Here is a 12,579-nt window from a genome sequence, read left to right as displayed (position 1 = left end):
AAGAGATTGCGCGAGAGGTTACCTGAAATGCAACGTGACGAAATTCCGGCGATCATCCCGCATGATATCGAAGAGAAAAAACTGGCCGCTCAAAACTGGTTTGAAGAACTGCGCGACCGTATCTGCGCAAGCTTTGAACAGCTTGAAGACGACTTGCAGGGCCAGCTTTCCGATCAGGAGCCAGGGCGCTTTGTTCGCACACCATGGCAAAAGGACGAAGGCAAAGGCGGCGGCGGTGTCATGTCCATCATGCATGGCCGCGTTTTTGAAAAAGTCGGCGTGCATGTCTCAACGGTTCATGGCGAGTTTTCTCCTGAGTTCCGCAAGCAGATACCCGGTGCCGAAGAAGACCCGCGCTATTGGGCCAGCGGTATTTCATTGATCGCGCATCCGCAGAACCCGAATGTGCCGGCCGTCCATATGAATACGCGCATGGTTGTCACAACCCGGCAATGGTTTGGTGGTGGTGCTGATCTGACGCCTGTGCTTGACCGTCGCCGCACGCAGGAAGACCCGGATACGCTTGCCTTCCACAAGGCGTTCCGCTTCATCTGCGACAAACACAAGGACATCGCCGACTACGAGCGTTTGAAAGAATGGTGCGACGAATATTTCTATCTGCCGCATCGCAATGAGGCCCGCGGTATTGGCGGTATCTTCTACGACTGGCTGCATTCATCTGAAGAACAGGGCGGCTGGGATAAGGATTTTGCCTTCACCCGTGATGTGGGCCGTGGGTTCTCGGTTGTTTATCCGCATCTGGTGCGCCAGAATTTTAACAAGGACTGGACACCGGAAGATCGCGAGGAACAGTTGATCCGCCGCGGACGCTATGTCGAATTCAACCTGCTTTATGATCGCGGCACGATCTTTGGTCTCAAGACCGGTGGCAATGTGAATTCCATTCTCTCGTCCATGCCACCCGTGGTAAAGTGGCCGTAATAAGTTAGACAAAGGGCGGGAATTTTCCCGCCCTTTCTTCATACATCGAATGCCGCGTGAAAGGTCACTTCACCGGATGGCATATCACCTTTCATCAAAAGACATTGGAAGTACTTGGCTGGAACACCTTTAAGCTTCAACCGCTCGTCAGCTTTGAAGTCAAAGTGCTGATAATAGGCCGGATCTCCAACCAGAACACAACCGCAAGCTCCATCGTTCTTCAAACGCTTCAGACCTTCACGAATGAGCGCACGACCAATCCCCTTGCCTTGTTTGTCCGGCTGTACGGACACTGGTCCTAATCCATACCAGTCGCTGTCAACACCATCGATACTGACCGGCGAGAACGCCACATGTCCAATGATGTCGTTTTTCTCTTCTGCGACCAGCGATAAGGTCAGAGCCGACGCGGCACGAAGAGCATCAATGATTGCCGCTTCTTTCTGAGTGCTATACGGCATCGTGCGAAACGCCTCAGCAGTCAGATGACGGATTGAAGCAATATCCTGCGGTTGTTCTGTGCGGATATACATTCAGCACCTCTTCATCGATTATTGGCTTGTGCGCGAACGTTGATGCGACCTTTGAGGGAGATACGATAAGCACTTCCCCCACGCGATTCGATCAGCCGTTTTCGCCGCAATTGCTGGAAAATTGCCATCGTGCAATCAGAAAGCACATAGCCTTCACGCGTATAGCATTCGATTTCGCAGATACGTCCGTCTTCGCGCAGATGGCGAATGTAACCGCCCTGCGCCAGCACGTGAAGCACGCGCTGTTCAATACGTGAGATATTCATTGTTGTTATGCCTGGATGGAAACCATGACAAGCATCAGCGCATGCGGGTAAACCAAGCTCCCTCACAGCCAATGCCATTTCCGTCCCTGAACATCTGCGCTTTCCTAAAGGCGCAGCAATTATTCGGAACGATCAGAGGCTTCCGACAATCTCTAGCATCAACAATTCCTTCTAAAGCGCATCCCCATTCGTGGAGCACAAGCAACTGGAGGAAAAAGCACTCCAGAAGATTATCTAAGAACGCCGTAGCTCAAAGTCAAATCGCTCAGGCTTTTGGCTGATTGCGAAGCTGTTCAGCTTGCGCATAAAACTTCTTTTCCCACTCATTGTGGTTATCCAGCCCTTCCTTGATGAAGGGGGTGAAGATCGCGAGGTTCATCAGCGCCCAGTTCACAAAACGGGCGGGGAATTTCAGCGGTTTCACGAAATCAACGAACAGCACCACGCGCGTATGCTCGGTGTGGTTCCACGCCTCATGCTCATAGGCATCGTCGAAAATCAGAACCTTGCCTTCCTGCCAGTGGCAGACCTGCTTATCCACACGGATTGCAAGCTTATCGGCGGGCTCCGGCACGATCATGCCCATATGCAGACGCAGCACGCCATTATAAGGACCACGATGCGGCGGCAGGTGCTTGCCCGGCTCGAAGATCGAGAACATGGCTGTCGTCAGACCCGGAATATGCTGTACCGCGTTCCATGTGTTGGGACAGGCCTTAATATTCTGTTCCGACTTCACACCAAAGCCCAAAAGGAAGAATGTCTTCCAGTGATTATCAGTCGAAATCGTTTTTACGTCTGACGAAATGTCCTGAAACGAAGGCAGCTCGCTCTGACGCAGCAGAACCTTTTCAAGCTCTTTGCGAATAGCTGGATAAGCTTTCTCAACCTCTGCCGCCCATGGGAACGTGGCATTGTCATAGACAGGCGGATTGCCGAGCTTCGCATATTTCAGATTGAGCCGTTCGGCCCAGGCAACGATACCCATGAAGAAGCGCGTGATGGCACCCGGACGCTCCATAGGCGCAATACCCTCAGTGCCAAAATTCTGCTTGGGATCAGAAGATGCATTCCGCGAAGTCGATGGTTCAGTGTTGGACATTCCGCTGCTCTTTCAAAACAAACCTAAAAAATTTCAGCCATAACTCAATGAAACTATGGCTGAATTTTACAAGTCATCAGCCGTTCATTTTATTGCGATCAAGTTTGTCCAGAAGCGCGTCGCGGTCAAGACTAAAACCGGAGTCAATCCATAGAGTTTCGAGATCACGCAGCACTTCGCCAAGCCCCGGCCCCTTCTCGACACCGAGCGCCAGAAGGTCGCCGCCGGTCACAGGAAAGACCAACGGTTCATATTTCTCAAGCGCATCAAGAAGTCTTGAATAACCGCCAGCGCGGATCATTGCTTCATCACTGGCAGCGGCTTCCTGTCGTGCAGACGCATAGGCCAGACGAATACGGTCCGCGACCGCCTGCGAACTGCCGCGATAGATGAGTTTCTTCAGTGCCTGTTCAGATGTTTCCGACTTGATAGCATCGGCGCGTGCCCACGCTTCAAGTCGGGCACGCTCGGCATTTGACATTTTGAGCCGCTTGCCAAGCTCTGTCATGCGAGCCGCATCGGGTGGCACAATGCTTTCAAGACGCAGCAAAGCATCCACGTCCCAGCCAAGATCAGCTTCCGCGCGAACGAGTCCGTGAATGGCATCAATACCCCACTTTTCACTCTCCGGCAGAATGGCGGTCAAAACGCCGGATTGGCGCATCCACAACATCGCACGCGAAGGATCGGGCGCGGACAGCAGCTTCTTGAGTTCCGACCAGATACGCTCGGCTGAAAGCTGGCTCAGCCCGTCTTTCAATCGTGCACTCGCCCGCAATCCATCGGCTTCAGGACGCCCCGAACCATACCATGCAAAAAAGCGGAAGAAGCGCAGAATGCGCAAATAATCCTCACGGATACGCTGTTCAGCATCGCCGATAAAGCGCAGCGTCTTGGTTTCAATATCAGCAAGACCGCCGACATAGTCGATCACATCGCCATCGGCCGTCGCATAAAGCGCATTGATCGTGAAATCACGCCGCTCGGCATCAGCCTTCCAGTCAGTCCCGAAAGCCACTTTCGCATGACGACCGTTGGTCTCAATATCCTTGCGCAGGGTCGTGACTTCAAAAGGCTGCCCCTGCACCACAACGGTAATCGTGCCGTGCTCAATGCCCGTAGGCACAGGCTTAAAACCTGCCTCTTTGGCAAGCCTTACTGTTCCTTCCGGCAAATGCGTGGTCGCCAGATCAACATCACTGACCTTCGTGCCAAGCAATGCATTGCGAACCGCACCACCAACAACACGCACTTCACCACCATCACGGTTGAGCGCAGCAAAAAGCGCCTGCAACGGCTTGGAACAAAGCCAGCTTGCCCGATCTGAAATATTCACTGTATCGCTCAACGGTAGAGCCTTTCATAAAGTCCGCGAATAATGCCTGCGGTCACGCCCCAGATGAGTCGCTCATGATAAGGCATCGCGTAATAAAAGCGTTCGGCGCCGTTGAACAGCCTGCTTTCGCGCCGGTGATTGTCCGGGTTCATCAGGAATGACAGCGGCACTTCAAAAATATCTGCAACCTCGTCCGGGTTCGGATGGACATCGAAAGGTGTGTTGACGACCGCCAGAACCGGCGTAATCGAAAAGCCGCTACCCGTCAGATAGCGCGGCATTGCCCCAAGAATTTCAGCGCGTTCAGACACAAGGCCTATTTCTTCATTGGCTTCACGCAAGGCGGCGTTCTCCGCTGTCCCATCCTCCGGGTCGATGGCCCCGCCCGGAAAGGCGATCTGGCCTGAATGTTTGCGCAAAGTGTCCGTACGCCTTGTCAGCAAAAGCGTTGCTTCCGAACCGCGATCGACGACCGGCACAAGCACGGCAGCATCGCGCATTTTTGCTGTGACCATAGACTGCGTAAAATCGGGATTAAGCAAATGATCACCCGTCAGGTCATTGTGATCGGGCTGCCAGTGGCGAACACGCTCGGCAAAATCATTGGCCGAAAACGTGGAGTATGGATGTACCAAACGATCCGTCATTGAAGCGCTTCCGCAGGCATGATCGGGAAAACTGTACCGCCAGAGCGTATTGCAAACATCATAACGCCATTCACTTCGATTTCTTCACCCAATGCCACAAGATCATACATCACGGAACGCGCAACCAGCGCCTCAAGCCGTCCACGAACATTGATATAGGGCTTCAAGCCGCCGCTTTCATCCTCCACGACAAAGCGCAATGGATGCTCGGCATCCACCTCAACCACATCGCCGACATTGGTGCGGAAGGTCAGTTTCCGATCATCTCCCTCTCCCGAAGCCTGCATTTCAACGGCTATGAAATGCGCGTCTTCGACGCTGATTTCAATTTTCTCCACTGGCGTTACGAGATAGGTTTTTCCGTCTTCATCCTTGCGCAACACCGTTGAAAACAAGCGTACAAGCTGTTTACGCCCGATGGGTGTGCCCATGTAAAACCATGTCCCATCGGCCTTGATCTCCATATCAAGCACACCGCAAAATTCCGGGTTCCAGCGCTCTACTGGCGGAATTCCGCGTTCTTTCGTCGCCGGTCCGCTTTGCGCATCCGCATGGGCACGCGCAATAAGGGCCTCCAGTCCGCCCATTCCTTCAGTAGCGGGCTTTGCGCTTTGCAGCCTTTCGTTCCCTTCAGGGGTGCTTTTTGTCATCCGACTCGGTTATTCCTGCTCGAATGTAATTTAAATACCGGAAGTCATGAAATAGTCACCGTTTCACGGCTTGTCAGCATATATAGTGATTTAATCAATCATATGCAGGTGCGGATATTTTTGCGAGGTCCTTATGAGTGTTGTTGTTACGCCCGAAGCCGCCAATCCCGATCAGATCGTCGCCGAAGCTGAACGCGCACTTGCAGATATTGCGCGGATCAGGGAAAGCATCGGCACCGTTATCTTCGGCCAGGAAAGCGTCATTGAGCGTACCCTCGTAGCAGTACTCGCAGGCGGTCACGCTCTGCTCGTTGGTCTTCCCGGCCTTGCAAAAACCAAGCTCGTCGAAACGCTGGGAACCGTGCTTGGCCTTTCAGGTCAGCGTATCCAGTTCACACCCGACCTGATGCCATCCGACATCATCGGCTCGGAAGTGATGGAGCAGGATGCCGATGGTCGCCGGTCTTTCCGCTACCTCAAAGGCCCGATCTTTGCACAGCTTCTGATGGCCGACGAAATCAACCGCGCCTCGCCACGCACCCAGTCTGCACTCTTGCAGGCCATGCAGGAATATCACGTCACGGTCGCTGGGCAGCGCTATGACCTTCCAGCTCCATTTCATGTGCTTGCAACACAGAACCCGCTGGAACAGGAAGGCACCTATCCACTGCCGGAAGCCCAGCTTGATCGCTTCCTCATGCAGATCGATATTCTCTATCCCGAACTGGATGCCGAACGCCGTATCCTTCTGGAAACCACTGGCGTTGCAGAAGCAAAAGCCTACGCAATTCTTGATGCCGAGCGTCTGCGCCAGATGCAGGCGCTGGTGCGCCGTATGCCTGTTTCTGAAAGTGTGGTGGATGCAATTCTCAAGCTGGTTCGTTCAGCGCGTCCTGATGCCGATAATGAACATGCAAAAAAGCACATTGCCTGGGGTCCGGGCCCGCGTGCTAGTCAGGCATTGATGCTCTGCGCGCGTGCGCGCGCACTCTATGAAGGCCGTCTTGCCCCATCGGTTGATGATGTCAAAGCACTGGCCGAGCCAGTCCTGCAACACCGTATGGCGCTCAATTTCGCAGCACGCGCTGATGGTATGCATGTGCGCGATGTCATTGCCAATCTGGTGAAGGCAGCAGCCTGATGACGGTTGGCGCACAGGTTTCAGCTTCAGACCGAAAGGATACGCTGGCGCGTGCGCGCGTGCGCGCTGCAAGCATTCCCGATCTGCTGGTCGAAGCCCGGCGCGTCGTCAACACCGTCATGAATGGCTGGCATGGACGGCGCAAACGCGGCCCCGGAGAAAACTTCTGGCAGTTCCGCCCCTATGTTGAAGGCGACGCACTGGCGCGCATCGACTGGCGGCGTTCAGCCCGCGACGACCATACCTATGTTCGCGACCGGGAATGGGAATCAGCCCATACGGTCTGGTTGTGGTGCGATTTCTCCTCCTCCATGCTCTACCGCTCCAATCTGACGCCTGTCTCCAAAGAAGCGCGTGCGCTGGTGCTGACACTGGCATTAGCCGAGCTGCTCTCGCGGTCAGGCGAACGCATCGCCTTTCCGACCCTGCTGCCCCCTTTTTCCACCCGCAATGGTGCCGAACGGCTTGCAGGCGCATTAATGCATGAAGCACCCGAAAGCGCTTTGCCGGACATCAACCAGATCCGCCGCTTTTCCGAAGTGGTACTTGTTTCAGATTTTCTGCATCCGCTTGATGAACTGACCGACTTGCTCGATCAGCTCGCGCGGCGCGGTGTGCGTGCGCATCTTGTTGAAGTGGCCGATCCTGCGGAAGAAACATTTCCCTATGCGGGACGCACAGAGTTCCGCGATCCTGAAACAGGCAGCACCCTTGTTGCCGGTCGCGCAGAAACCTATGCCGACGACTACCGGCGCTTATACATCGCGCGGCGGGAAACCTTGTCTGATTTCTGCAAACGGCTTGGCTGGAGCTATACTGTGCATCGCACAGATCGGCCAGCGACCGAAGCGCTGTCACGATTGCATGATGTGTTAAGTGCATCCTCTCCTGGTGGAGCACGCGCATGAATTTTCTGCCTCTCGCCTTTGGATCACCGCTGATCCTTGCCGGCCTTCTTGCCCTGCCGGTTATCTGGTGGCTGCTGCGCATGACGCCACCGCGCCCGCAGGAAGAGAGCTTTCCGCCGCTCAGAATTCTGGCACAGGTTTTCAAACGCGAGGAAGTGCCGTCCAAAAGCCCCTGGTGGATGACGCTGCTGCGCCTGCTGATTGCAGCACTCGTTATCTTCGCTCTTGCCTCGCCCGTGTGGAACCCACGCGCTGTCACGCTTTCCGGCAGCCAACCACTGGCCATTGTCATGGATAACGGCTGGGCTTCCGCAGAAGAATGGCCACAGCGCGTCAATGCCGCAGAAAAGCTGATTGCAGATGCGCAAGCCGCAAATGCGCAAATTTATGTGCTTGGCACGGCCGAACCTGCCAATACAGACATTGGCCCTTATGATGGCAGCCACGCGACCGAGCGTCTGCAAGCCTTGCAGCCTCGCCCGATCCCCGTTGACCGAAAAGCTGCATTGGATCGTCTTGCATCAAGCATCCCGCAAGGTGAGAAAATCCGTCTGGCTTTCATGAATGACGGCTTGGCGCAGGCAACGGACAGTGAAGCTTTCGCAAAGCTCAATCAAAATAATCAGCTCGCTTCCGTTCTCTGGTACGCAGCAAATCTCAATCATGTTGTAGCGCTGACTTCCATTGAAAATCAGGCCGATACGCTTGAAGCAAAAGCAACCCGCCCCGAAGGCATAACCATGCCGCGCACGCTCACAGCTTCCGCTTATGATGATAAGGGCCGCCGCATCGCCGAAACGCCTTTGTCCTTCGCAGTAGGGAGCAATGAAGCCGTTGCTCGTTTCAATCTGCCGGTGGAATTGCGCAATGATTTCCACGTGATCCGCATTGACGGGACCAATCAGGCAGCCGCCGCACGTCTGATCGATGCCGGTTCCGAGCGCCGCACAATCGGCCTTCTGGCCAGTGGCGATGGCGATCTGGCCCAGCCGCTTTTATCACCGCTGCATTATATTTCGCGCGCGCTTTCCCCCTATGCCAATCTCATCGAACCGCGCTCGGCAGATTTGATGACCACCGTGCCGGAAGTGCTCGACGCCAAGCCATCGGTCCTCATCATGGCAGACATCGGCACCTTGCCAAAGCCAGTGGAAGACCAACTCACAAGATGGGTCGAGGATGGCGGCACACTGGTGCGGTTTGCCGGGCCGCGCCTTGCAGGTGCCAATGAGAATGATCCACTGCTGCCCGTTCGCCTGCGCAAGGGCGAGCGAGCACTCGGTGGCACTTTGTCGTGGTCAGAGCCACAAAAGCTTCGTTCTTTTTCTGATAAAGGCCCTTTTGCCGGACTGAGTGTGCCCGATGATGTGACCGTCTCGCGGCAGGTTCTGGCTGAACCGTCCTTTGATCTCAATGACAAAGCCTATGCAACACTGGCTGACGGAACACCTCTTGTAACCGGCGAAAGCCGTGGGCGTGGCAACGTAATTCTTTTCCATATTTCACCCGATGCATCATGGTCGAGCTTGCCGATATCCGGGGCTTTTGTCGATATGCTGCGCCGCATTGTATCGTTGTCGCAACGCGCTGGCGCACAAAGCGATCAACGCTCAATTTCGCTGCCGCCATTCCAGCTTCTTTCAGCCCACGGCGAACTGACGCCGCCATCATCAGAAGCAAAGCCCCTGATCATGGATAAAGACAAATTGCCTGATGTCAGCATCAACACGCCGCCCGGTTTCTACGGCAATGAGGATGGCTTGAAAGCGCTCAACATTTTTGAAGGCAGCGACATCAGGCTTCAAGCAATCAGCCAACCAGCACTTTCCGTTGGCATAACACCTGCGTCTTACAACGCCGATCAATCGATTTCATTGCGTGGTCCGTTTTTCGCAGCTGCAGCCATGCTGCTCGCGCTCGACACATTGCTGATGCTCTGGCTGCGTGGCGCTTTTCGTCGTCGCATGAAAATTCGCTCCAAAATCGCAGGCATTGCCCTTCTTTTTGCAGCAGCATCGGCAATCAGTCTGATACCGTTCGGTGTGAAAACCGCGCAAGCGCAACAAACCCATGATGACAGCAAGCCGGGTGACGAAGCCATTATCAATTCTGTCTCGAAAACCCATCTCGCCTATATCATCACCGGCAACAGCGCGACCGACGATATCAGCAAGGCGGGCCTGCGCGGCTTAACCTTTGCCTTGACGGATAAGACAGCGCTTGAGCCGGGCGACCCGATCGGCGTTGACCCCGCCAAGGATGAACTCAATTTCTATCCGCTGATCTATTGGCCCATTGATCCAGACGCTCCAATGCCAAGCCCCGAGGCCATCGCCAAAGTCGATGCCTATATGCAGCAGGGCGGCACGGTGCTGTTTGACACACGCGATCAGCTTCAGGCAGGCGCGAGTCTTGACGCTTCCGCATCCCCTGCCAACCAGCGCCTTCGCTTAATTCTTGATGGCATGAATGTGCCACCGCTTGAGCCTGTACCCAGCGATCATGTGCTGACCAAGTCCTTTTTCATCATGCCGGATTTTCCAGGCCGCTATGAAGGAAGTCCGTTATGGGTCGCAGCCACTGCCGCTTCCAATGCCGAGCGCGACCGCCCGGTCCGCACCGGCGATGGCGTTTCACCGATCATGATAACCGCCAATGATTTTGCAGGTGCCTGGGCCGTTGATGAACAGGGCAATCCACTTTTGCCAACCGTTCCCAATGATCCGATGCAGCGCATTTATGCACTGCGCGGCGGCGTGAACATCGTGATGTATATGCTGACCGGGAATTACAAATCCGATCAGGTCCATGTGCCGGACCTGCTTCAGCGGCTTGGTAATTAACATGAATATCGAATTCGAACCATTTCTCACCCTGCCTTGGCTGATTGGCATTCTGGCACCGCTGGCATTGTTTGTCCTTGCAACAATTTTGCTGCGCATGCGTGGCGGATTGCTTCGTATGCTTGCAGCCCTTGCCCTCGCATTGGCGCTGTTTAATCCCGTCATCATCAATGAAGAACGCGAACCGCTTAAAAGTGTTGTGGCCCTTGTCGTTGATCGCAGCCAGAGCCAGCAACTGGGAGCGCGCCAAGCCGATACGGATCAGGCGCTCAAAGCGGTGCAAGACCAGCTTGCAACCATGCCGCAATTTGAAACCCGCGTGGTGGAAGCGGCACAGCCCGGCGAAAACGAAGACGGTTATGCAACGCGCCTGTTTGGACCGCTGGCTCGCCTGCTGCTTGATGTGCCGCCGTCGCGTGTGGCTGGTGCAATCATGATCACCGACGGTCAGGTGCATGATATTCCCGCCAATAAAAACGCGCTTGGGTTTGATGCGCCGGTTCATGCGCTCGTCACAGGTAAACCTGACGAATTCGACCGCCGCATCAAATTCAACAAGGCCCCGCGCTATGGCATCAGCGGCAAACCGCTGGAAATGTCCTTTACCGTGATCGATGAAGGCAAAAGCCTTGGAAGTTCCGCACCTGTAGAGATCCGTGTGAATGGCGAGGCCGTGAGCAAAGAACAGGCGCAGGTCGGACAGGAAACACCTGTCACCATCGAGCTGCCGCGCGCAGGCGTCAATATTGTCGAGATTTCAACACCGACCCTTCCGGGCGAAGTAACCGATTCCAACAACCATGCGGTTGCGACAATTGACGGCATTCGTGAGAATCTGCGCGTGCTTCTGGTTTCAGGAGAACCGCATAACGGCGAACGCACATGGCGAAATCTGCTTAAATCCGATGCGGCGGTTGATCTCGTCCACTTCACCATTCTGCGTCCGCCAGAAAAGCAGGACGGCACACCGATCAATGAGTTATCCCTGATCGCTTTTCCAACACGCGAGCTTTTTGTTGATAAGGTCAATGAATTCGACCTCATCATTCTGGATCGCTATCAGCATCGCGATGTGCTGCCGCTGCTTTATTATGATTATATTGCACAATATGTGGAAAATGGTGGCGCTTTGCTGGTGGCGGCTGGCCCCGAATATGCGGGCGACATGTCAATTGCACAAACGCCACTTTACAGCGCACTGCCAGCCATGCCCACAGGCACAGTCACCGAAAAAGCTTTCTATCCGCGCCTGACTGACCTTGGCAAACGGCATCCCGTTACCCGTGGCCTCGATGGCAGCGATCAGGAGCCTCCGCACTGGAGCCGATGGTTCCGCACCATCGATATTGGCCCAACGCGGGGCGAGACCGTTATGAGTGGCGCAGATGGCAAGCCGCTTCTGGTCCTCGACCGGGTCGGAAAGGGCCGTGTCGGCATGTTCCTGTCTGATCAAGGCTGGCTTTGGGCGCGTGGTTTTGAAGGCGGCGGCCCTTATGCCGCGCTTTACCGCCGTATCGCGCACTGGCTGATGCAGGAGCCGGAACTGGAAGAAGAAGCACTGACCGCCAATGGCAACGGCCGCACGCTTTCAATCCAGCGCCAGACGATGGGGGACAATCCAGGAAATGCTGCTGTCACCACGCCATCCGGCAAACAATTGCAGGTCGACCTTGCACAGGGAAAACCCGGTCTCTTCACAGGCTCGTTGCAAACAGATGAAGTCGGCATCTTCCGCGTGAAGAATGGCGATCTGGAAACACTTGCCCATGTCGGCCCTGTCGATGCGCCGGAATTTGCAGACAGCATTTCCACGACCGACCGCCTCAAGCCACTGACTGATGCAACAGGCGGCTCCGTTCACCGCGCTCATGAAAGTGCTGATAGTTCCGTTCAGGTGCCTGCCATCACAGCTGTCAGCACTGGTCGCACTGCCAGCGGCAGTAACTGGATCGGTCTGCGCGAAACCACCGATACGCAACTTAAAAGCGTCAATCGTCTGCCGTTGTTCTCAGGATTATTTGCGCTGGCCGCTCTGCTCTTTATCTTCGGCAGCATGTGGTATCGCGAAGGGCGCTAAACCGCCCTCGCTTTCCCTTCTTTTAATGCTTTACGTGTTGGTTTTCACGCGGAACTGAGCCGGTTGGGCGACTAATTTCCATCGAGAATTGAGCCATGTGAACCTACTCCCCCGCTATGAGCGATGGGAGCAAC

11 protein-coding genes are annotated in these 12,579 nt (G+C 55.0%); 5 read left to right on the top strand and 6 right to left on the bottom strand.

Annotated features, from left to right (window positions below):
* Nucleotides 1-27: 27 nt before the first annotated feature.
* The gene (hemF, locus tag VBH83_RS13265; protein ID WP_265985572.1) at nt 28-942 is read left to right on the top strand and encodes an oxygen-dependent coproporphyrinogen oxidase; all 915 of its coding nucleotides are present in this window, start codon (nt 28-30) and stop codon (nt 940-942) included.
* Nucleotides 943-980: 38 nt separating this feature from the next.
* Here hemF and VBH83_RS13260 read toward each other — a convergent pair whose 3' ends face one another.
* The 6 genes from VBH83_RS13260 to VBH83_RS13235 all read right to left on the bottom strand — a co-directional run bounded on the left by VBH83_RS13260 (nt 981) and on the right by VBH83_RS13235 (nt 5,476).
* Entirely contained in the window at nt 981-1,475 is a 495-nt protein-coding gene (locus VBH83_RS13260; protein WP_265985573.1) for a GNAT family N-acetyltransferase, read from the bottom strand.
* Between the two features lie 11 nt (nt 1,476-1,486).
* Nucleotides 1,487-1,741 carry a YjhX family toxin gene (locus tag VBH83_RS13255; RefSeq protein WP_265985574.1) on the bottom strand — a complete coding sequence of 85 codons (255 nt, stop codon included), beginning with the start codon at nt 1,739-1,741 and terminating at the stop codon, nt 1,487-1,489.
* 265 nt (nt 1,742-2,006) lie between these two features.
* Nucleotides 2,007-2,843, bottom strand: coding sequence for an aspartyl/asparaginyl beta-hydroxylase domain-containing protein (locus VBH83_RS13250; RefSeq protein ID WP_396998144.1), 837 nt, complete (start codon nt 2,841-2,843; stop codon nt 2,007-2,009).
* Nucleotides 2,844-2,919: 76 nt separating this feature from the next.
* A complete protein-coding gene (locus VBH83_RS13245; RefSeq protein ID WP_396998142.1) occupies nt 2,920-4,191 on the bottom strand; it encodes a CCA tRNA nucleotidyltransferase in 1,272 nt (423 codons plus the stop codon).
* Nucleotides 4,188-4,826 (bottom strand): CoA pyrophosphatase, encoded by a 639-nt coding sequence (locus tag VBH83_RS13240; protein ID WP_265985577.1) that lies wholly within the window; start codon nt 4,824-4,826, stop codon nt 4,188-4,190. The genes VBH83_RS13245 and VBH83_RS13240 overlap by 4 nt, the downstream gene beginning before the upstream one ends.
* Complete coding sequence (locus VBH83_RS13235; RefSeq protein ID WP_396998140.1) at nt 4,823-5,476, bottom strand: DUF1285 domain-containing protein; 654 nt, start codon at nt 5,474-5,476, stop codon at nt 4,823-4,825. The genes VBH83_RS13240 and VBH83_RS13235 overlap by 4 nt, the downstream gene beginning before the upstream one ends.
* Before the next feature lie 133 nt (nt 5,477-5,609).
* On the opposite strand from VBH83_RS13235, the gene VBH83_RS13230 reads away from it, so the two are divergent.
* From VBH83_RS13230 to VBH83_RS13215, 4 genes are read left to right on the top strand one after another with little or no spacing between them, the layout of a single operon-like run.
* The gene (locus VBH83_RS13230) at nt 5,610-6,617 is read left to right on the top strand and encodes a MoxR family ATPase (RefSeq protein WP_265985579.1); all 1,008 of its coding nucleotides are present in this window, start codon (nt 5,610-5,612) and stop codon (nt 6,615-6,617) included.
* Nucleotides 6,617-7,525 carry a DUF58 domain-containing protein gene (locus tag VBH83_RS13225; RefSeq protein ID WP_396998138.1) on the top strand — a complete coding sequence of 303 codons (909 nt, stop codon included), beginning with the start codon at nt 6,617-6,619 and terminating at the stop codon, nt 7,523-7,525. Before VBH83_RS13230 ends, VBH83_RS13225 begins: the two co-directional genes overlap by 1 nt.
* Nucleotides 7,522-10,368 carry a DUF4159 domain-containing protein gene (locus VBH83_RS13220; protein ID WP_265985581.1) on the top strand — a complete coding sequence of 949 codons (2,847 nt, stop codon included), beginning with the start codon at nt 7,522-7,524 and terminating at the stop codon, nt 10,366-10,368. The genes VBH83_RS13225 and VBH83_RS13220 overlap by 4 nt, the downstream gene beginning before the upstream one ends.
* Nucleotide 10,369: 1 nt before the next feature.
* Nucleotides 10,370-12,445, top strand: coding sequence for a hypothetical protein (locus tag VBH83_RS13215; RefSeq protein WP_396998136.1), 2,076 nt, complete (start codon nt 10,370-10,372; stop codon nt 12,443-12,445).
* Nucleotides 12,446-12,579: the final 134 nt, after the last annotated feature.

The organism is Ochrobactrum sp. S1502_03, from assembly GCF_044435015.1.
In the GTDB taxonomy this organism is placed as follows: Bacteria; Pseudomonadota; Alphaproteobacteria; order Rhizobiales; family Rhizobiaceae; genus Brucella; species Brucella chromiisoli.
This window is presented reverse-complemented; position numbering and strand designations above follow the sequence as displayed.

What these genes read in the sequence shown, in the direction of transcription:
- hemF (WP_265985572.1), top strand. Translation starts at nt 28, where the DNA reads ATGCAACGTGACGAAATTCCGGCGATCATCCCGCATGATATCGAAGAG.
- VBH83_RS13260 (WP_265985573.1), bottom strand. Translation starts at nt 1,475, where the DNA reads ATGTATATCCGCACAGAACAACCGCAGGATATTGCTTCAATCCGTCAT.
- VBH83_RS13255 (WP_265985574.1), bottom strand. Translation starts at nt 1,741, where the DNA reads ATGAATATCTCACGTATTGAACAGCGCGTGCTTCACGTGCTGGCGCAG.
- VBH83_RS13250 (WP_396998144.1), bottom strand. Translation starts at nt 2,843, where the DNA reads ATGTCCAACACTGAACCATCGACTTCGCGGAATGCATCTTCTGATCCC.
- VBH83_RS13240 (WP_265985577.1), bottom strand. Translation starts at nt 4,826, where the DNA reads ATGACGGATCGTTTGGTACATCCATACTCCACGTTTTCGGCCAATGAT.
- VBH83_RS13235 (WP_396998140.1), bottom strand. Translation starts at nt 5,476, where the DNA reads ATGACAAAAAGCACCCCTGAAGGGAACGAAAGGCTGCAAAGCGCAAAG.
- VBH83_RS13230 (WP_265985579.1), top strand. Translation starts at nt 5,610, where the DNA reads ATGAGTGTTGTTGTTACGCCCGAAGCCGCCAATCCCGATCAGATCGTC.
- VBH83_RS13225 (WP_396998138.1), top strand. Translation starts at nt 6,617, where the DNA reads ATGACGGTTGGCGCACAGGTTTCAGCTTCAGACCGAAAGGATACGCTG.
- VBH83_RS13220 (WP_265985581.1), top strand. Translation starts at nt 7,522, where the DNA reads ATGAATTTTCTGCCTCTCGCCTTTGGATCACCGCTGATCCTTGCCGGC.
- VBH83_RS13215 (WP_396998136.1), top strand. Translation starts at nt 10,370, where the DNA reads ATGAATATCGAATTCGAACCATTTCTCACCCTGCCTTGGCTGATTGGC.